The 18,837-nt window shown below is 47.0% G+C and carries 19 protein-coding genes and 1 pseudogene; 6 read left to right on the forward strand and 14 right to left on the reverse strand.

The annotated features are described in order from the left end of the window. Window positions 1–223: 223 nt before the first annotated feature. Entirely contained in the window at window positions 224–895 is a 672-nt protein-coding gene (locus NDI44_RS17405; RefSeq protein WP_190414462.1) for a hypothetical protein, read from the reverse strand. Between the two features lie 331 nt (window positions 896–1,226). Here NDI44_RS17405 and NDI44_RS17410 point away from each other — a divergent pair, with 331 nt between their 5' ends. Then, a complete protein-coding gene (locus NDI44_RS17410; RefSeq protein ID WP_190414463.1) occupies window positions 1,227–1,442 on the forward strand; it encodes a hypothetical protein in 216 nt (71 codons plus the stop codon). A 75-nt stretch (window positions 1,443–1,517) separates the two neighbouring features. Beyond that, on the forward strand, window positions 1,518–2,438 hold the full coding sequence (locus NDI44_RS17415) for a histone deacetylase (protein ID WP_190414491.1): 921 nt from the start codon (window positions 1,518–1,520) through the stop codon (window positions 2,436–2,438). Between the two features lie 310 nt (window positions 2,439–2,748). On the opposite strand, the gene NDI44_RS17420 is transcribed toward NDI44_RS17415, so the two are convergent. The 3 genes from NDI44_RS17420 to NDI44_RS17430 all read right to left on the reverse strand — a co-directional run bounded on the left by NDI44_RS17420 (window position 2,749) and on the right by NDI44_RS17430 (window position 6,818). Beyond that, a complete protein-coding gene (locus tag NDI44_RS17420) occupies window positions 2,749–3,372 on the reverse strand; it encodes a hypothetical protein (RefSeq protein WP_190414464.1) in 624 nt (207 codons plus the stop codon). Between the two features lie 314 nt (window positions 3,373–3,686). Then, complete coding sequence (locus NDI44_RS17425) at window positions 3,687–5,294, reverse strand: peptide ligase PGM1-related protein (protein ID WP_190414465.1); 1,608 nt, start codon at window positions 5,292–5,294, stop codon at window positions 3,687–3,689. A gap of 234 nt (window positions 5,295–5,528) precedes the next feature. After that, a complete protein-coding gene (locus NDI44_RS17430) occupies window positions 5,529–6,818 on the reverse strand; it encodes an aminopeptidase P N-terminal domain-containing protein (protein WP_190414466.1) in 1,290 nt (429 codons plus the stop codon). 317 nt (window positions 6,819–7,135) lie between these two features. On the opposite strand from NDI44_RS17430, the gene NDI44_RS17435 reads away from it, so the two are divergent. Further along, a complete protein-coding gene (locus NDI44_RS17435; RefSeq protein ID WP_190414467.1) occupies window positions 7,136–7,678 on the forward strand; it encodes a carboxymuconolactone decarboxylase family protein in 543 nt (180 codons plus the stop codon). 80 nt (window positions 7,679–7,758) lie between these two features. Continuing rightward, complete coding sequence (locus NDI44_RS17440; protein WP_190414468.1) at window positions 7,759–9,096, forward strand: adenylate/guanylate cyclase domain-containing protein; 1,338 nt, start codon at window positions 7,759–7,761, stop codon at window positions 9,094–9,096. A gap of 50 nt (window positions 9,097–9,146) precedes the next feature. On the opposite strand, the gene NDI44_RS17445 is transcribed toward NDI44_RS17440, so the two are convergent. From NDI44_RS17445 to NDI44_RS17475, 7 genes are all read right to left on the reverse strand, one after another. Then, entirely contained in the window at window positions 9,147–9,926 is a 780-nt protein-coding gene (locus NDI44_RS17445) for an MBL fold metallo-hydrolase (protein WP_190414469.1), read from the reverse strand. A gap of 91 nt (window positions 9,927–10,017) precedes the next feature. Further along, the gene (locus tag NDI44_RS17450; RefSeq protein ID WP_190414470.1) at window positions 10,018–10,605 is read right to left on the reverse strand and encodes an aminodeoxychorismate/anthranilate synthase component II; all 588 of its coding nucleotides are present in this window, start codon (window positions 10,603–10,605) and stop codon (window positions 10,018–10,020) included. A 50-nt stretch (window positions 10,606–10,655) separates the two neighbouring features. Then, the gene (locus NDI44_RS17455) at window positions 10,656–11,108 is read right to left on the reverse strand and encodes a diacylglycerol kinase family protein (RefSeq protein ID WP_190414492.1); all 453 of its coding nucleotides are present in this window, start codon (window positions 11,106–11,108) and stop codon (window positions 10,656–10,658) included. A 116-nt stretch (window positions 11,109–11,224) separates the two neighbouring features. After that, window positions 11,225–11,731: an rRNA maturation RNase YbeY gene (ybeY, locus tag NDI44_RS17460; RefSeq protein WP_190414493.1), complete on the reverse strand. Its 507-nt coding sequence runs from the start codon at window positions 11,729–11,731 to the stop codon at window positions 11,225–11,227. 22 nt (window positions 11,732–11,753) lie between these two features. Beyond that, window positions 11,754–11,915, reverse strand: a complete 162-nt coding sequence (locus NDI44_RS17465) for a DUF3285 domain-containing protein (protein ID WP_347275892.1) — start codon at window positions 11,913–11,915, stop codon at window positions 11,754–11,756. A 289-nt stretch (window positions 11,916–12,204) separates the two neighbouring features. After that, window positions 12,205–13,312 (reverse strand): peptide chain release factor 2 gene (gene prfB, locus NDI44_RS17470; RefSeq protein ID WP_190414494.1). Its coding sequence is split into 2 segments (ribosomal slippage): window positions 12,205–13,239 and window positions 13,241–13,312, totalling 1,107 coding nucleotides; the frame shifts between segments, so codons are not numbered across the junction. Window positions 13,313–13,720: 408 nt separating this feature from the next. Continuing rightward, complete coding sequence (locus tag NDI44_RS17475) at window positions 13,721–14,449, reverse strand: Bax inhibitor-1 family protein (protein ID WP_190414472.1); 729 nt, start codon at window positions 14,447–14,449, stop codon at window positions 13,721–13,723. Window positions 14,450–14,777: 328 nt separating this feature from the next. Here NDI44_RS17475 and NDI44_RS17480 point away from each other — a divergent pair, with 328 nt between their 5' ends. Then, window positions 14,778–15,563 (forward strand): RNA polymerase sigma factor SigF, encoded by a 786-nt coding sequence (locus NDI44_RS17480; protein WP_190414495.1) that lies wholly within the window; start codon window positions 14,778–14,780, stop codon window positions 15,561–15,563. 134 nt (window positions 15,564–15,697) lie between these two features. Here the strand turns inward: NDI44_RS17480 and NDI44_RS17485 are convergent, their stop codons facing one another. The 3 genes from NDI44_RS17485 to NDI44_RS17495 all read right to left on the reverse strand — a co-directional run bounded on the left by NDI44_RS17485 (window position 15,698) and on the right by NDI44_RS17495 (window position 18,278). Continuing rightward, a complete protein-coding gene (locus NDI44_RS17485) occupies window positions 15,698–16,858 on the reverse strand; it encodes a beta-ketoacyl-ACP synthase (RefSeq protein ID WP_190414473.1) in 1,161 nt (386 codons plus the stop codon). 25 nt (window positions 16,859–16,883) lie between these two features. Continuing rightward, window positions 16,884–17,636, reverse strand: coding sequence for a peptidylprolyl isomerase (locus NDI44_RS17490; protein WP_190414474.1), 753 nt, complete (start codon window positions 17,634–17,636; stop codon window positions 16,884–16,886). 75 nt (window positions 17,637–17,711) lie between these two features. Then, complete coding sequence (locus tag NDI44_RS17495) at window positions 17,712–18,278, reverse strand: photosystem I assembly protein Ycf4 (protein ID WP_190414475.1); 567 nt, start codon at window positions 18,276–18,278, stop codon at window positions 17,712–17,714. Between the two features lie 437 nt (window positions 18,279–18,715). Here NDI44_RS17495 and NDI44_RS17500 point away from each other — a divergent pair. Beyond that, window positions 18,716–18,837, forward strand: a pseudogene (locus NDI44_RS17500) (photosystem II D2 protein (photosystem q(a) protein)); the annotation flags it as partial.

The following is an 18,837-nucleotide window of genomic DNA, read 5'->3' on the forward strand; positions in this document are numbered from 1 at the left end:
TTGTCTTAACTCTACAAATTGGCATGAAACTTATCTATTTTTAATAATAAATTGAATCAGAGCCTACAAAATACTTATGTTGATTATGCATTCAGTGACAGCGATTCCCATTCGAGTGGAATCTACCTAGCAACGCCAGGTGCAGTATTTTTTTTATATGTGGTCTTGGGGGCGCTTCTTTCTGAATCCCGATCGGGAGCGAAATATAAATAGCGGTGCAATCCTACCAGCGACAGACAAGCGGTAGCACAGGGCGGAAATCTGCTTGCTGTTGCTGTAACTCCCGATCAAAGCCAAGTTCGAGAAGATACTCCTCTCCAAGGCTTAAATCCACCAAGTTAGCATCGGCGATCGCTTTGAGTTCTGTAGAGGGTTTGTCTGCATAAGGACTCACGAATTTCACGCGAGTAACCTCGCACAAACCCGAAGTATGTTTCAAAGGTTGACTTTTGTTAATCTCAAAATTGTCTGGTCTTTCACCAAAGGACAGATAGAAGAGCATCGGCTCAGTTATTACATTGGAGTTCCTCCCCATAGGAATACTCAACGACTCTGGTAGATATGGTGGATGATACTCCCAGGTTGAGAAGGGAAGACTACTGACCGGATGGGATGTCGATCGCAAACAAAACCCAAATGGGCAAGCACCCCGCTTTCGGTCTACCCATCGTTCCCATATATGTATCCCAGAAATAGGGGTAGATTGTGCCTCTTGTGAGTTGTGTACCCACAGCAATTCCAACATGACGTTATGGAAGAAGAAGCGACGATTGGCTGTACCCTGCCCCGGATGAAGGTTGGGCGTCCCTTCAGTTAAGCCAAAGGCTATTAAACCATCGGCTTCAGGAGCGTCAATATCAGTACAAATAAACAGATGATCGAGTTCAAATGCCATATTCAGGGATGCTGGTGAGTAAGATTTAAATGCAGCAGATAACCTCAAATTTATCAAGGTTCTGTTGCGCCCAAACACAGGCGATGCCTGGAATAGCCAGGATCTCTACAAGTTATGGGATATAGGAGATAGACAGCCTAGAAGCGATCGCTCCTGCCCAAAACCAATCGGGTAGGCTGACAAAGGCTTGGAGTCACTGTGCAATAGGGTTTTGTCCTCTTGAACAATTAGCAATTAGCATTTAGCAATTTAAGCCTCAAGACAGTGTATGTCTCGCCGCAGACAAGATTAAGCTGAGTCACGTAAGCTAAACCTGTTTGGGCAAGTACGTATGAGTGCTGAAGAACCTAAAGAAGAAAACACGAATCAATCAGACGAAACACTAGAACCAGAAGTGGAGGCAGCGATCGCTAAGATCAAACAGCCTCCGTCAATCAACGAAACTCTGTTGAATGTAGAGCCAGGTGAACTGAAGAATAACCCGGCGGTGGCACCTCAAATGTACAACGAAGGTGAAGATTTGAGGGATGATTTGAAACGGGATTAAGCAAGGTGCAGATAATGCCAGAAAGCATTGATGCTGCCTATGATTGATCCTGGTGTTGCCAACCTTTCTCGGACTATGCTGCCTGTAATCTACTCAGATGAGTTTCTCGATCACGACACGGGTCGATCCCACCCAGAACGACCCGCACGCCTGACGGCAATTGTGAACGCTTTAAAAGCTGCGCCTTGGGCAGATCAAATTGAATGGCAGCTGCCAACGCCGGTAGAGAACCGAGCGAGCGCGCCGATTTTACAACAAGTCCACACTCAACAACACATTGAGAAAGTCCGACAGATTGCCCAAAAAGGTGGCGGATATTTGGATGGTGGCGATACCCTTGTTTCTCCTCGGAGTTACGAGGTGGCAATGCTTGCAGCCAGCGCGTGGCTGGATGGGGTAGATTGCGTCCTTGCCACTAATAACCCAGCTTTTGTGCTGGCACGTCCTCCCGGACACCATGCAGAACGCAATTATGGCATGGGGTTTTGCTTATTTTCCAATGCAGCGATCGCAGCCTACTACGCCCTCGAACAACCCAGCATCAATCGCGTTGCTATCCTCGACTGGGATGTTCATCACGGCAACGGCACGCAAAATATTGTAGAAACCCACCCCCAAATTGCCTACTGTTCCTTGCACCAATCTCCTTGCTATCCCGGCACCGGACAAGCTTCCGAACGCGGTATCCACAACAATGTGCTGAATTTCCCCATGTTTCCTGGCAGCACAATCACTGAATACCAACCGCTTTTTGAGCAGAAGATTGTACCCTTTTTAACCAATTTTCAGCCAGATTTGCTGATAGTCAGTGCCGGTTATGACGCGAATGCAGATGACCCATTAGCTAGTATTAACCTGCAACCGCAAGATTATGGGTTATTTACCGATTATTGTCTGCAAGTAACTCGTCGCATTGTTTTTGGTCTTGAGGGCGGTTATGACCTCTCATCATTAGCGAAATCTGTTCTATCAACGATTGAGCGATGTTTAGTATAGGCTTTTGGCGCTCAGTTTTTGCCGCTTAAAATAGGACGGAGGACTGAAGGGTCAGGACTGAGTAACTAATCGTTTAAGTAGTTTAAACTCAGGGTCTTTACCTATTCTTTTTTTCAGCCTATTGCTCCTAAATGGACGCCATTTATGTAAGATTAGTGTTAAATAATTTTCAACCACTAGGAGCGATCGCGATTACTCTCCAGGCTGTTTCCCACTAGCAAAACTTCTATTGTCGAGGTGGGTAATCGCAAATTATCTTACCATTACCCGCCTGAACTGACTAATTTAGCCGCAGGGAAACTGATACAAATTACGCAACTTTCTTGGTACGCTTCAACTGGAAAACAGTACCAAAAGCACCCACTACGATCAGACTCATCGTAGATGCAGGTTCCGGGACGGTTTGCGTATCTGGGTCTGGGGGAGTGACGACCACCTCGGAGTCAGAATCACACTTGCCGACAGCCTGGGACTGTGTGTCTGTAGTTTTTTCCCAAACTAGAGCATCACACCCGGTTTCGTTGTCTTTATAAGTTTCAAATGTAAGGGAGCCGTTAGGAAGAGTAGGTGGCATATCGTATATGTAAAAAGCTCCAGCGTGCATATTCTTAACGGACTTAGAAACTGTATCAAATTCAAATTGAAATAAAGATGATAAAGTTGAATACTGTTGTTCGACTTTCCCCTGTTTTAAAAATGAAATCTTAAAAGAATTTAATTTATTTTTGCCGATTGTTCCTGAGTAAAGGGTGTCATCATAACTAAAAGAACCTAAAATCGTATACTCATCATTTCCAGCAAAGCTAAAGTTATAAAAACTGGCAGCTTCAGAAGGATTAGACAAACTAAGAACAGTAGCAGTAGCAATAGTGGCTGCAATCGGAAACGTGCTAGTAGCAGCTAACGCTAATTTCTGTATGATGTTAGATGTCATTCAATTCTCCCTGAGCGATTCACGTTTGTCATTACGTTTACTATTAAACTGTCATGAATCGCTCAACTACATCCTCCACTTGTATCGCCCAGTAGGGCGATGTGAGACAAACTGTAAACGTGCGTTTTGTCTCTTAAGCTGCTTCTTTAAAACAACTTCACACAAATTAAACGCTTGCTTCGTTTTGCTTCTTTTGATATATGAGATTCGTGTTCTATAATTTTCAGCTACTAGGAGCGATCGCTGCTTTGCACTGCAACGCTTAACATCACTTTTATCTGAGTCAGTCAAGCGTTGCGCTAGCTCCACACTCTTTAACTCTTTCCACTCCAAGCAATCGGAGGGCTGGGATAGGATGCCGAATAAGAAGCATTAGGGCGAGTTTTCGTTTCTTCGTCTAGGACTTTCACAACTTTGTTGTAAATTTCTTCTGCCTGTTGCAGAGAATCACCAATACTGGTTAATCCCAGCTTGCCGAACTCGGAAAGACAACCCATGAGATGGAAAACGGTGCCGGTTTCTGTACTGGTATCAAAGTGCAGCCGTTGGTGGGCAATAATATCCATCAAATCATTCGGCAACAGCCCTACATAACGTTCTTTTTGGAGGTTGTCGGTAGCAACATAGTATTTTGGGCGACCTTGTTGGCTGTAGAACAAACCCGTGGAACTGTCATAGCGACCGTTGGTTAAAAACTTGAGGGTCATAAACGGGTGGGTCGTCCCGCCCTTCCGCAAATTGATTTCAATCGCTTGGATGTCCCACTGCTCGCCAGATTTTTCGGGGTGATGACAGGCGATAAAGTCCACCCCAAAGCGTTCTAAAGCTCCTTTTTTTGCCAGGTTTCGCCCCACACGCAATCCTAAGTCCTGCAAGCGCAGGCGGTAAGCTTCATCGGCGGGGAAGTTGCAACCGAGATAAATCTGACCATCTGGGCCACCCAGAATTTGGTCGTGCGTGGAGAGAATTTCTACCTCTCCATTGGGGTCAATGCGACCTTGAACGCTAGGCGATCGCTTATGCTCTCCTTCAATAAAAGCTTCTACAATTGCCCCTAACTCTGGGATACGGCTGGAAAAATTTTCCCAAGTTTCTGCTTTGGCTTGAAAGCTTAAGGAAGAAAAGCGATCGCTGATAGCGGCAACCCTTTCGGCATGGGAGGCTTCTCCGGGTGCTACATTTTTGATCGGTCTGAGATCCAGTAGCGCATTCCCCTCGCCGGAAAATCCTTCATTGAGTTTGACAACCATCCGCTTTAACTGGGGTTGGCGTTCCCATAATTCGGCTGCTGCTACACCCAAGTCTTCTGCATTCCAGACACTGTCGCTGCCATCGGGATGAGGAACCCCACACTCGGCAAAGATTTTCCGGCTGCCGCTTTTGGTGCCCCAGGTGAGTAAATCGGGGTCGAGCGCCAGAAGGGGAATGCCCATCTGTACTGCCAGATCTCGCTCTAGCAAGGTCGAGTTATAGCAGATCATGTAAGATTTTTCGGGGCGCAAGGCTTGTCGCATCCGCTCCATCAAGCGTGGGCGCTCTAAAATCTTCTGAGTGAGAGGTTTGGCTGAGGAATCGTAGGTAGAAAATAGTAACAAGCGATCGCGGGCATGAGAAAACGGAATTCCTGGCAACAGCTGCAAGTAGTAATCAATCACAATTGGCGGTAACGGCTGTGAAGTTACATAAATCAGCCGCGTGCGCGGGTGTCGCAGGCGAATTAGAGAAAAGAGCAGCCGCTCTTCATAATTGAGAAAGCCCTGAATTTTAAGTAGTTCCCGCTGGTCAAGGCTGACCGAAGGAATCACTAAAATATCGTAGTCATCGCTGTCGAACAAATCGACTCCCTGCCAGCGATCGCGCAGTTGGGCTTGAAGCAGTTGAAACTGCTCCGCCTGCTTAGAGGAATTCTCTACACCTTGCATTACCATAGACCTCCGCCTTGCTCCCAACGCTGCCCCTATCAGCGATTTTACCCAGATAAGGGGGAAAATATGGGCTTTGCGACACAAAACTGTAATTCTGCTTGACTGATGGCGCGAGTTGGAAACAAACAAACAGATTCCGCCTCGGCTGTTTCCAAAAAAAAGATACCCTCACTAAACCCGTAGATTTGAGGATAATGAGGGATTTTGATGAAGTTTAAAGTTTAATCCAATCTACTTGGGAACCCCCGCCGTCAGTACCTCATGTCCTGATTCAGTAACTAACACATCATCTTCAATGCGGATACCAATCCCACGCCACCTGTCATCAATTGCCGGTTGCCCCTCGGCTGGTTCTACATCCAGTCCAATATATAGACCCGGTTCCACTGTTAGCACATGACCGGGTTGCAAACTCTGCCAAACTTCTTCCCCGTGCTTATAAACACCAGCATCGTGGACATCTAAACCCAGCCAATGTCCGGTGCGGTGCATATAAAAGGGTTTATATTTCTCCTCTTTGATAATTTCTTCAATATCACCCGCCAGGAGTCCCACATCGATTAAACCTTCGACCAAAACGCGCACTGCCGTGTCGTGACCTAAGTTGTAGGGATTTCCGGGTTGAACTTGCGCGATCGCCTGTAACTGCGCTTCTAATACAATGTCGTAAAGTGTCTTCTGTTCTGGCGTAAACTTGCCCCCGACCGGAAATGTGCGCGTGATGTCGCCGTTGTAGTAGTCGTAGCAACAACCCGCATCAATTAGCAGTAACTCGTTATCCTGCATCTGCCGATTATTCTCTATGTAGTGCAGCACGCAAGCATTCGCGCCAGAGGCAACAATTGAGGGATAAGCTGGCCCCATTCCACCCCGTTTTCGGAAGATGTGTTCTATCTCCGCCTGCACTTCGTACTCGTAACGCCCCGGTTGAGCGAATTCTCGCGCCCAGTTGTGAGCTTCTGCCGAGATGTCAGCCGCACGACGCATCAATTCTATCTCGGCTGGACTCTTCACCAGTCGCATCCCGTGAAGCACCGGATTGGTGTCTTCAATCGCAATGGGTCCCGTACCCCGCTTGGGATAACCCGCCATCAACCGCTGCCAGTGGGTGAGGATAGTCTCATTAAAAGCGCGATCGCGTCCCAAATGATAATAAATCCGGTCGGCTTTTTCTAAATACTGAGGTAGTTTCTCATTTAGTTCTGCAATCGGGTAAGCTTCATCCGCCCCATAGAATTCTTTTGCCTTTTCCACCCCGACCCGATATCCTGTCCAAACTTCCTTATCTCGTTCCTTTGGCTGGACAAACAATACAAATCGGTGTTCTGGATGGTGGGGCGCTAAAACTGCCACCGCCTCTGGTTCATTAAATCCAGTTAAGTAATAAAAATCACTATCCTGCCGAAAAGTGTACTCAACATCGTTGTGCATGACAGCCACTGGGGCACTCCGAAAGATGGCAGTGCCGTTGCCAATTTTCGCCATCAACTGCTCGCGACGCGCTGCGTATTCTGCTTGCATAATCTCAACTACGTATCTTTGTTTTTCTAGGTGGTCGAGTCAGTCGAATTGACCAATATATTTTCAAGGTTATACTATGAGAGATTTGGTAACAAATCTTTATAGGGTGTACTCGAATACAACTCAAATTAAAATTTTCTGAATCGTTAGCGATTTTTTCAGGTGATTGGCTGCGCGATCGCTAATGACTGGATTCGACGGAACGATACTCCCGATCGACTCTTGCATCTATTAAATGAGAACAAAAATATTTCAGATAACAAAAAAACCGCTTCCATCTCGCTTAGCAATTTTACAAACGAATGATAGAGGCAACTATGACTCGCTTCCCCCTTCAAGAACAAGATGAAGTCACAGATTTAAAGGTCAAAACAGTATATAACGAAATTTTGTCTGAATTAGGGTTTGGCATCATTCCCAACATTTTCAAATCAATGGCGATAAATCCCGATGTGCTGGAAGGGAATTGGAAAAAATTCCGCGCTACCATCCTGCAAGGAGATGTGCCCCGCACCCTGAAGGAAATGGTGGGAGTTGCCATCTCTCAAGCTCACAACAGCCCCTATGCCCTCAACGTTCACTTGCATGGATTATCTGCTCTAGGAATGAGCGAGGAAGTTCTCCGGACATTGGTTTCAGACTTTGCTGCCTGTCCCCTCCCCAAGCGCGAAAAAGCAGTCATTAGTTTTGGCTTACTTGCCGGGACTAAACCCCAGGAACTGACCGCAGAAGATTACCAAAATCTCCGAGAGTTGGGGCTAGATGACTCAGAAATCTTCGAGATTATTGCCACTGCTGACTTATTTACCAGCATAAATCGATACACAGATGCGATCGCTCTCGAAATTGACCAATTGTAAATTGCCAGTTTTCTCGTGAGTCCGTATTTTCTTGAGAATGTCGTTCGTTAAATTTCAGGAAAAACAGAATCATCCCAATAATGGGCAATACCCATGACTCTTTCCCTCCGTTTGATAGTAGCAATGAGCTAGAAAAACAAGCTCGCGAACCACTACTGCTGATAGCCCGCCGTCTGCTTGCGGAAGCCCAAGCTCTTTCCAGCCGCATCGCCGCTGTCAATGAAATTGCGACAGCGATTAACCGTACCCTGGATATAGACGAGATTTTGCGGGTTGTTGGTAAACAAGCTAAATGGCTCTTGGATTTCGAGCATTGTAGTGTCTATATCTGCACCGATACCAGTTCTTGCCGCCTCGTAACCCTATTTGGCGATCCTGTAGAGTTGACTGCCACGATTGTCGCAGAGGACAGCCCTTTAGGTCGTGCAATGAAAACAGGTCAATCGCAACTGATTCGAGAAGGCTCTCCATCTGTTTTTCTGCACTCTTATGCTTCCCAAATATTCGTCCCCCTACAGAGCGATCGCCAAGTCATTGGTACTATCAACTTTGCGACTACCCAAGCCCACGCTTACACACTGGAAGATTTACGCATTAGTTATTTACTAGCCTTGCAAGTATCGGCAGCAATTCGTAACGCCAGTGGCTTCGCCCAATTAAATCAGCTATATGCCCAACTAGAGGCAGAAAAACGCAAATCTGAGCAACTGTTACTGAACGTACTTCCTGTACGTGTAGCCGATGAATTAAAACGCACTGGCAGAGTTAAACCCGTGCATTATGACTCTGCCTCAGTATTGTTTACCGACTTTAAAGATTTCACTCAATTAGCCGAACAACTTACTCCCGAAGATTTAGTCAATGAATTAGATTATTGCTTTTCTTGCTTCGATATGCTCATTGAAACCCACAAGTTAGAGAAATTAAAAACAATTGGTGACAGTTATATGTGTGTTGGAGGAATTCCCACTCCTAACCGCACTCATGCAATTGATGCTGTACTAGCCGCCTTACAAATTCAAGCCTTTATGCAATGGCGGCGGCTCGAAAAAATCAAAAATAATCATCCCTATTGGGAAGTCCGCATCGGCATCCACTCAGGACCCTTGCTAGCGGGTGCGATTGGTCATAATAAATTTTCTTATGATGTTTGGGGCGATACGGTTAATACTGCCTCCAGAATGGAATCCTGTGGAGTTTGTGGCAACATTAATATTTCAAAAGCCACGTTTGAGTTAGTGAAAAATTTTTTTGATTGTGAATATCGGGGAAAAGTCAATGCAAAAAATAAGGGTGACATTGATATGTATCTTGTCACCCGCCTCAAAAAATGCTTTTCCCTAGATCCCACCGGATTGTTACCCAATGAGGATTTTAATCAACTTTATGCGGCAATCCAATCGGGGCATCCTGATTAGTCATTAGCCATTCACTAAATAATAACTAGGGACTCATCACGCATGATTGTTTAAAACTTATAACTCATCACTGCGATCGCAGTGCCATTTTCTGGCAAATCCGTTGATTTAACCGTCAAAGTATCACTATTGACCCGACGCACCGGCATTCCATCCATCAATGCCAAAAATTCATCCACGGAGACAATATCGCAACTCGCAGCATCGGCGGCTTGGGTACGGTAATGCGTGGGAATCACCAATTTGGGATTGAGGACTTGTACTGCCTGCATGGCTTCCTGAGGCGTGTAGGCTTTGTCACTTCCGCCTACGGGTACTAACAATACATCGGGACGTCCCATCAGGATTTTTTGCTCAATATCAATCGGTGCTGCTGCACCGCCTAAATGCAGAATATTGATTCCTCCTTGCGTCCAACGCCAAGCCACGTTCGTGCCAAACCGGCGTCCACCGTTGCGATCGTGGTTAATGCTCATTCCTTGAATTTTTAGGTTGTCAACTTGGTAAACTCCCGGTTTATATAAAAACTGGGGATTCCCTGGCAACCCTTCCACCGCCCCTTCATCAAGTAATAGGCTGCTGACTAACACTAAATCCGCGGGCACCTTCGATGAACGATACCCAGCCGTACAGCCCAGCTTCTGAAAGGGATTCGCCAAGACTCGTTTACCACTTCCAGTAAACAAAAAGCTGGTATGCCCCAGCCATTTAACAGACACAGATCCACCAGGTGTTGCCGCCTGATAAGTCTGAAATCCAGAAGCCAAGCCTGTTCCTAATGCTGTAAGCAAACCCGCCCCAGCATAGCGCATCAACTGTCGCCGTTTCATCAGAATTTAGTCCTCAGTCATTAGTCATTAGTCCTTTGCTAATCGCTAATGCTTAATTGACCAATGAACAATTAGCCATTAGCCATTAGCACTAAAGCGATTCCAGGAAATTTCGCAGCAATTGCTTTCCTGAAGCCGTCAGAATACTCTCCGGATGGAATTGGACGCCCTCAATATGCGGATAGTTCCGATGCCGGACGCCCATGATGGTTCCGTCGTCTACCCAAGCCGTAATTTCCAGGACATCTGGGCAGCTGTGTCGGTCAATCACCAAACTATGATACCGGGTAGCGGTAAAGGGATTGTCTAATCCTCGAAATACGCCGACACCTGTGTGATGAATTGGAGAAGTTTTGCCATGCATCAACATGGGTGCAGAAACAATTTCACCGCCGAATACTTGACCAATGCCTTGATGTCCCAGGCAAACGCCCAAAATGGGTACCCCGGAACCCATCTTTTGAATTAACTCCAGGGAAATTCCGGCATCTTCTGGACGCCCTGGTCCCGGCGAAATCACAATTCCATCGGGTTTAAGCTTTTCGATTTGCTCAAGGGAGATTTGGTCATTGCGATACACCTGAATTTCAGATGCTACGGGCAGTTCAGCGCCAAGTTCTCCCAGATACTGCACCAAGTTATAGGTAAAACTGTCGTAATTATCAATAACCAGAATCAAATGTAAACTCCTTGTGAGTCAGAAGCCTTCAACTCAAAACTCAAAACTACTTAGCGCAGCATCGACTGAATCCGAATTACAAGGGGTGGCAAAAGCAGCGAACCAGCGACCAATACCGACACGAGTGCCGAAACCAGAACGGCACCAGCAGCACAGTCTTTAGCAATTTTGGCAAGCTCATGGTAAGCCTGCTTAACCGTTAAGTCAACAACTGACTCAATTGCCGTATTCAATAACTCCAGCGCCAACACTAGCCCAATTGTTATTCCAATCACCGCCATTTCGACTGCCTTCAACTGCAAAAAGACACCCAAACCAATAGCTAGGGTGCCTATAACTACATGGATGCGAAAGTTGCGTTGGGTAATAAAGGCATATCGAAGTCCGGCCCAAGCATATTTAAAACTAATTATTAAGTTCGGCGCAATTCGCCAAGCTAAATCCCGGTTTGGTTTCACTACATCTGAGTGGTTCAAAGAAGGTGTGGAAATTTCTTGAGACATGGCAAGGGTTTTACGGGGCTGAAGGGCATGAACCATCGCTCCGGCTGGCGCGTGGGCGAAACTTGAATCTAAGTCTTGAATCTAAGTACAGATGAGGGCTATTGGGTATAGCTAGGCTAGATAGTAAGACCAATAACCTGGAGTAAAGTTTCCTGCTGGTTCAACATTTTAGTCAGGCTATCTTCATCGGGATGATCCCAGCCGAGTAGATGAAGCAAACCGTGAGCCGCTAACCAGGCTAGCTCTGTTTTTAAGGGATGTTCCTGTTGTTGAGCCTGCCGAGTCGCAGTCTCAACGGAGATGGCGATATCACCAAGATACAGAGGTGTATCCTCTAAAAAATCCATCGGCTGAGGACAGTCTACCTCTAAGGATGCAAAAGCTAATACATCTGTCGGTTTATTTTGATGACGATACTGGGCGTTGAGGGTCTGTATTTCTTTATCGTCCGTGAGGCGCAAACTCAGTTCATAGGCATCCGCTTGAGGAAGATCTAGATGCAGCGTTTCCATCCAACGATGGAACCAAGTTTCCCAAGTTTCAGGTGAAATTTCTTCTTGGGCACTGGCATCTGCTGGATTGGACGAGAAGAAATAGTCTTGGATGCTAACTTCTATGTTTATGCCCATACAACCGTGTTCCGGATTAACGAGTCAGGTAAGAAAGACCGATCAGCAGCGCCACAAGACCAATGGTTGACAGGGCAAAATGTTTTAACGAAGTGCCTCCTTTTCGTACCATGTTTCGCATTGCCAGCTTTACGTAGCTGGGTTGAGGCTCTGTCGAGGCGGGTGTCGATTCAGAAATGGGTTCTGGAGTTTGTGATGCCGCTTGTGGCGTTGACGAGGAGTTACTCATAAGGATAATTACTGAAGACTCAAAAGTGGTTTTTCCAGCTGATGATAAGCCAGGGATAAACTTTTCTTCCAACAATGTAACAGTTTGTTTCGCAATTGATGGCAAATCACCGAATCAGCAAGTAAAGGACAAAGGAGCGATCGCTCCTTTGTCCACCCGATGTTACTAATTTCTTGGTGTCTTGGTGGCTAAATAACCCTCTCACAGAGGCTACCCTAAAGACCCAACGGCGCAGCTTTTAGGTAAGCTGATTTTCTTGGCGCAGATAGGCTTCAATGAACGAATCGAGGTCGCCATTCATCACATCGTTAATGGCAGTCGTTTCCACACCTGTCCGCAGATCCTTGACCATCTGGTACGGGTGGAAAACGTAGTTACGAATTTGGTTGCCCCAAGCTGCCTCTACCATATCGCCTCGAATGTCAGCAATTTCCTTGGCGCGTTGCTCTTGGGCGACAATCAGCAACTTAGCTTTGAGGATAGCAAGACCTTTTTCTTTGTTTTGCAGCTGACTTCGCTCTTCGGTACAGCGCACGGCAAGCCCGGTGGGAATATGAACAATCCGCACCGCTGTTTCCACTTTGTTGACATTTTGTCCACCTTTACCGCCAGCCCTAGAGGTGGTGATTTCCAAATCCTTATCTGGAATGTCTAGAGTCACGGATCTATCCAGAGTTGGCATTACTTCCACTCCAGCAAAGCTTGTTTGGCGCTTGTCGTTGGCGTTGAAAGGCGATATCCGCACTAGCCGGTGGGTTCCTTTTTCTGCCTTCAGGTAGCCATAAGCATAACGCCCTTCAATCTCTAAGGTGGCTGACTTAAGCCCCGCTTCTTCTCCTTTGGAGATTTCCGCTAAGGTAACTTTGTAACCGTGGTTTTCTGCCCAGCGAGTGTACATCCGCAGCAACATTTCCGCCCAGTCTTGGGCGTCTGTGCCACCTGCACCGGCGTTAATGGTTAAAACGGCTCCGCTTTGGTCATAAGTACCGGAAAGCATCTGTTGCAATTCCCATCGCTCAAGTTCCTGATTGAGCTTGGTGATGTTGCTTTCAGCTTCCAAAAGCAGTGACTCGTCGGCTTCTAATTCCAGCAGTTCCACAACCGCCCTGGCGTCTTCTAGGCTGTTTTTCCACTGGTGAAATTGTTCCAAGTGGGATTTGAGGTCATTGAGTTCTTGGAGGGTTTGTTGGGCACTCGTTTGGTCGTCCCAAAAATCCGGTTGCGCCGCGACTTGCTCCAAGTCTTGAATTTTGGCAGTTAGAGCAGGAACGTCAAAGATAGTCCTGGGTTTTACCCAGGCGATCGCACAACGTTTCGACTTCGCGTTTAATGTCTAGGAGTTCAATCATTGTTTTGAGCTTTTTCCGATGAGCGCTTGGTAGTAAAGTTGCACTCTTTTCGATCTTAGCTGGAGTCTCTCTCCCAATCACTAAGACCTGAACAAAGAAAGCGAAGGAGAGGAACAGGGGAAGTTACCAATTATCTTTTACCCATTACCCCATTAAGATTGAATTTGTGGAGTAACTGCTGAAAGTTAAAGATAGTCTTGATCTTGATCCAGATGCTAAGACAACGTTTCTACTTCACGTTGGATGTCTATGATTTCCAGCATTGCTTTAGCGCTTTTTCTTGAGCGCTGCTCATATTGCACTGCAATCAAATTTATCTAAGTTTGTTGGTAAATGTCCAGTTCCAAAAAAAGCCGTGGGAAACCACGGCTTCAAAATGTGTGCGCTTAATGAAACTTTTGCCTTTTAGTCGCGGCTATTGAGCGCGTTCAGCAACCGCAGAATGAAAATGAACAAATTGATGTAAGTCAGATACATCGACAAAGCAGCAGGCAGATATTGGTCATCGCGGTAAGCGCGGGGCAGGATATAGAAATCTACCACAGCAGCACCGGCAAACAAAAACACGCCAATTCCAGAAATGGCAATTTCTAGCCAAGTGGGTGTATAGACACCAAACAAAGACAACAGCAGCTGACCCACTAGCACAACAACTAAGGCAATAATGCCTAGCTGTACTGTTTTCGTGAGAGCCATACCGTCTTGATCCGACAGATTGGAGCCAATCTGTCGTGCAGCAATAAAGGTAACGCCACAGCCGAGGGCGGCAAAACCAATTCCTGCCACACCGACCCCTGGTGTCCTCAGAGCCACGAATATCAATCCGCTCAGGGTATAGCCCGACAACAGACTGTAGGTAGCCAGAAGGGGCAGAGCAACGCTTTTCTTGCCATTAATGGCAACGTTTTGGGCAACGAAGAAAAGGGCAAATTCTGCAATCAGGGCAACCCAGAAGGTTGGCATGAATAGCCCTGGGTTGGAACGGAGAACGCCAAGACCCCCGTAGGTGCCAAGTGCAGTTAAGACAAGGCCACCGCCGACGTAGGGGAGGGCGTTGGCAATAACGTTGGGGCCAACGAGTGCGTGATTTTTAGCCTCACGCATCGCTTGACGGAAGTTACTGGTGTTACTCATGAAGCTTCCTCAGAAATATTACGAGTCATTTACATTTATGCGATCGCCAGTCTAATTCAATTGTGACGTAGAGCCGGAGTCCTTAGAAGGGTGGGTTTCACGAAGCAAACGCTTACGGTTTGTTTTTGAAGTAAGGATTAGTTTTTGGCTACATCAAACTGCAACTTACGTATATATGCTGACATTCCTGGAGAGGCTCTCTGTGAGTTCCGTATTCCAACGATGGTTGTTGAAAGCGCCTATACAGAAAATGAATTCAGTTAGACGAAATGAAGAGATAGCGATTTCCCAATCTCCCAAACGGGGTGGTTTTACAGAGGCTTTGACAATGGCGACTCAATCTTCTTGCAGCTCCGATTCGATGGAACTTTTGATTGCTTACTATAAAAATCCATCAGTTGAAGTTCGCAATCAACTGGTGCAGTTGAATGCTGGACTGGTTCGGAAGATGGCTCATCGAGTCAGCTATCAGTGTGCGGAACCTTATGAAGATTTGGAACAACTCGGCTATCTCGGTTTGATTCGGGCGATTGAGCGATTCAATCCCCATCAAGGTTATGCTTTTAGTTCCTTTGCGGTTCCTTACATTCGCGGCGAGATGCTGCATTATTTACGCGACAGAAGCGGCGTAATGAAAATGCCTCGTCGGTGGCAGGAAATCCAGCAGGAAGGACAAAAGGCGCGAAAAGAGTTGGCACAAACTTTAGGGCGATCGCCAAAAGAAGCTGAAATTGCCCAAGCAATTAAAGTATCTCTAGAAGAGTGGAGTGAAAGCAAGGTTGCGGCTCAAAACTGCCGACCATTAAGTTTAGATAGTGTCGTTTTTGAGCAGTCTGACTTTCAGGTGACGTTGGCGGAAACACTCCCTGACCCTCGCTATCAATCCTGGCAAAGTCAAGAAGAAGAACGGCAAGAGCTGGAAGGGGCAATGAGTTATTTGGACAACAAAACTCAAGCAGCAATTGAGTTGGTGTTGGTACGAGATCTTCCTCGGAAAGAAGCGGCTAAGCGAATTGGTGTCAGCCCGATGACGGTGACACGGCATCTTCAAAGAGGAGTTGAGCAGTTGGTATCGCTGTTGCAACCTCAATCAACCGAGCGTTTGGCTAGTTAAAGGCTTCCTGGAAAGAATTACAAGCAAGACAGCTTGTTTGGGAAGTAGTCGCCAGTTAAAAATTAGTAGAGAGTTTGTAGAGTGGTATATACCACTCTATTTTTTTAGGTGGCATAACGCCTGAAGGCGTTCGGCTACTTTTTCCCCAAAGCTACCACTGCATTCTGCCCTCCGAAACCAAAGCTGAAACAAAGCACCTGTTTAATTTCACCTTGACGCGGGACTTTAACTAAATCTAAATCAAATTCTGGTTCCTTTAACCCCACACACGGTGGCAAGATTTGATGCTTCAATGCCATTAGGGAGAAAGCGACACCTAAGGCTCCAGATGCTCCCAATGTATGACCTGTGGCTCCCTTAGTAGAACTGACTGGCACCGTTTGGGGAAAGAGATACTGAATTAAGTGCGCCTCATTTTGGTCGTTGAGCTGGGTAGCGGTACCGTGAGCGTGGATGTAATGGATGTCCGCAGGGAAAAGGTTGCTGCGATCGCAACATTGTTTGACCGCCGCGATCGCGCTGCGACTTCCCGGTTCTGGCGCGTTAGTATGATAAGCGTCCGATGTCAAGCCAAATCCCAGCACTTGACCATAAATTCGTGCTGAGCGACGCTTTGCCAATTCTGCGGATTCCAGTACCAAGACGGCTCCCCCCTCTCCCAAGGCTAAGCCTTCCCGCCGCCGATCAAAAGGATAAGCGCCCGTTTGAGCTAAAGCGCCCATCTGCTGAAACCCTGCCAGGGTCAGCGGTGTAATCGATGATTCCACGGCTCCAGCAATGACTTGCTGACAGTGCCCAGTTTCCAAGAGCGACGCTGCTTGCGCGATCGCCCAAATTCCAGTTGCACAAGCCGCCATTGGTGCCAAGACTGACCCCGTTGCCCCGATTTGACGAGCGGCTGCGATCGCATTCATGTGGGGCAGCGTCTCCAAAAAAGCCTGGGTTGGCAGGTGTTTGTATAGCGGCGATTTTACTGGTTCGGCATCCCGATAAAACTCCCGCGCCAATTTCTCCCAAGATGCCTGATAAGAGCGACTCGAACCAATGACGACTCCACAATCGGGCAAAGGCGAAACCAAACCAGCATCTTCCAGCGCCATAGCGACAACCCGCTGAGTCAGGGTTGCTAACTCAGCGGGTTGTTTCCCTATCAATCCTAAGGGTCGGGGGGCAAGTTCTGGAAAGGGTTGATGCAACTGAATGCCAGATTGACCGGCGATTAAACGTTGCCAGCTCGTCTGCAAGCTGTTACCCAAAGCCGAGACTAAACCAATCCCAGTAACGACAATCTCCACCGATTACCCAGCGAATCGCCAATTGCTATTTCTTGAGATTTTCCGCACCTTTGGTCACCTTAGCCGATTCAATGCGATCGCCCTGCTGAATCTTGTCAACGACCTCCATCCCTTTGGTTACATAGCCAAAAACAGCATAGTCACCATCCAAGAACGGCAAATCGGCTAAAGCAATGTAAAACTGCGACGAAGCCGAGTCGGGTAAAGATGAGCGAGCCATTGCGACAGCGCCACGAGTATGTCGCAACTGCGGGGGTTGAGAAACACCCGCACTTTTGAGCGTTTCGCTGAGAACGGGTTTTTCCGCCCCTTTGGGCTTAATTTCGAGGGGAATGTAACGCGCTTGACCCGTCGCTGGATCGATAAAACCACCCATCCCCAGACGTTCTGTGGGCACATTCGGGTCTTTACTTTGCGGATCGCCACCCTGAGCAACAAAGGGTTGCGGTTGCCGCACTACGCGGTGAAAGACCAGTCCGTTATAGACACCTCTTTGAACTAAATCGACGAAATTCCCAGATGTAATCGGGGCATTAGTGCCATCGACTTCAATCGTAATTAGCGAGCCTTTAACCGTCATGTCTACGGTGGCTTTACCTTCTAGGCGGGGCAAACTGCTTGTTTTGGGACTACTCGCTGGAGTGGCAGATGCTGAGGTTGTTTCAGTTGCTGAGGGGCTGGTATCCGAGGAAGTAGCCTGCTCGGTGGTACATCCCCCCAACATCAGTCCTGCGATCGCAAAAAGTAATATAAACCAGTGCCGGATTTGTATCTGCATTTTCATTTCACCTAATTGGTAGCCAGAGCTACTGAATCATCTTATGCAGATATTGGGAGGCTCAACCAAGAATTGTTAGAGACCTTCAATGGGCACTTCCAAGAAGCGAGCCAGTTGGGCACCCTGATTTTCCAGCTCTGACAAGGGTAGAGGTTCCCCAACTCGCGTCAGGGGAATATCGCGGCGTCCTTTGACGCGCAGGTAAATCGACCGGCGTGGGTTGAGACCTTCTTTAATTTCCACCCGAATCGCTTGGACATCTTGTATGCGACAGCCGACTTCAATTTGGCGGTTTTTGCCGAGAAAGCCCCATCTAAAGATCCGAATATATCCGGTTTCTTGATTAAACTCGTTGTAACCGCCCCCTACGTCTAAAAGAATCATCATCCATAGATAGAGCGCTACGAGTAACCCAGCTAACCCGTAAAGTCCCATGACTATCCCTTGAGGGATAAAAAGTAACTTGGTGGGGTCAGCAAAAGGGAGAAGATTGACTTTTAGGTAACTTGAAATTCCAGCCAATAAAAAGCCTGTAGCTCCCAAGGAGACTACGGTTGCCCACCAATAGTTACTCAAACGACGAGAGCCTAAAACCTCTTGACGGAGAACGCGGTTACTTGTGGATGTTGTCGGTGCAGCCATGAAAGAAAACTCTGTGTTCGCCAAAGTTGTTAAGGAAAATTTTTAAGATCGGACTGATTCAGATTATCTAGCTTCCCAGGGATTTATGCTATTGATTTAGCAATCTAACTGAGCTAGAGATTAATGAGAAGTACGTGTCAGATTGTAAAAATTCTGATATTTTCTTATCATAGAGGACACGTGCTAGAACCCTAGGGTTTTACTTTGGGGACAAAAAGCGCCCCATTCCCAAATAACAGTAGCCTGAAACCCGGTATCAGGGCGACAGGTTAGTGGAAATTGACACGCAGGGGAATCAAGCGAGTGTGTCTATTGAAGACAGAACCCGGCAAACTTCTCCAAAATAATCCCACTACTGTCTGACGTGGGTCGTGTCAAATAAATAATGTTAATTGCTCAAGTTCAGACGATTTGACGCAATAGTAAGAGGATTTGAAATGACCATTGCAGTCGGACGCGCGCCAAGTTCAAGAGGGTGGTTTGACGCCATTGACGACTGGCTCAAGCGCGATCGCTTCGTATTTGTCGGCTGGTCCGGCCTACTGCTATTCCCCTGCGC

It is taken from the genome of Trichocoleus sp. DQ-A3, from assembly GCF_039961975.1.
In the GTDB taxonomy this organism is placed as follows: Bacteria; Cyanobacteriota; Cyanobacteriia; order Cyanobacteriales; family FACHB-T130; genus FACHB-T130.

What these genes read in the sequence shown, in the direction of transcription:
- NDI44_RS17405 (WP_190414462.1), bottom strand. Translation starts at nt 895, where the DNA reads ATGGCATTTGAACTCGATCATCTGTTTATTTGTACTGATATTGACGCT.
- NDI44_RS17410 (WP_190414463.1), top strand. Translation starts at nt 1,227, where the DNA reads ATGAGTGCTGAAGAACCTAAAGAAGAAAACACGAATCAATCAGACGAA.
- NDI44_RS17415 (WP_190414491.1), top strand. Translation starts at nt 1,518, where the DNA reads ATGCTGCCTGTAATCTACTCAGATGAGTTTCTCGATCACGACACGGGT.
- NDI44_RS17420 (WP_190414464.1), bottom strand. Translation starts at nt 3,372, where the DNA reads ATGACATCTAACATCATACAGAAATTAGCGTTAGCTGCTACTAGCACG.
- NDI44_RS17425 (WP_190414465.1), bottom strand. Translation starts at nt 5,294, where the DNA reads ATGCAAGGTGTAGAGAATTCCTCTAAGCAGGCGGAGCAGTTTCAACTG.
- NDI44_RS17430 (WP_190414466.1), bottom strand. Translation starts at nt 6,818, where the DNA reads ATGCAAGCAGAATACGCAGCGCGTCGCGAGCAGTTGATGGCGAAAATT.
- NDI44_RS17435 (WP_190414467.1), top strand. Translation starts at nt 7,136, where the DNA reads ATGACTCGCTTCCCCCTTCAAGAACAAGATGAAGTCACAGATTTAAAG.
- NDI44_RS17440 (WP_190414468.1), top strand. Translation starts at nt 7,759, where the DNA reads ATGGGCAATACCCATGACTCTTTCCCTCCGTTTGATAGTAGCAATGAG.
- NDI44_RS17445 (WP_190414469.1), bottom strand. Translation starts at nt 9,926, where the DNA reads ATGAAACGGCGACAGTTGATGCGCTATGCTGGGGCGGGTTTGCTTACA.
- NDI44_RS17455 (WP_190414492.1), bottom strand. Translation starts at nt 11,108, where the DNA reads ATGTCTCAAGAAATTTCCACACCTTCTTTGAACCACTCAGATGTAGTG.
- NDI44_RS17475 (WP_190414472.1), bottom strand. Translation starts at nt 14,449, where the DNA reads ATGAGTAACACCAGTAACTTCCGTCAAGCGATGCGTGAGGCTAAAAAT.
- NDI44_RS17480 (WP_190414495.1), top strand. Translation starts at nt 14,778, where the DNA reads ATGGCGACTCAATCTTCTTGCAGCTCCGATTCGATGGAACTTTTGATT.
- NDI44_RS17490 (WP_190414474.1), bottom strand. Translation starts at nt 17,636, where the DNA reads ATGCAGATACAAATCCGGCACTGGTTTATATTACTTTTTGCGATCGCA.
- NDI44_RS17495 (WP_190414475.1), bottom strand. Translation starts at nt 18,278, where the DNA reads ATGGCTGCACCGACAACATCCACAAGTAACCGCGTTCTCCGTCAAGAG.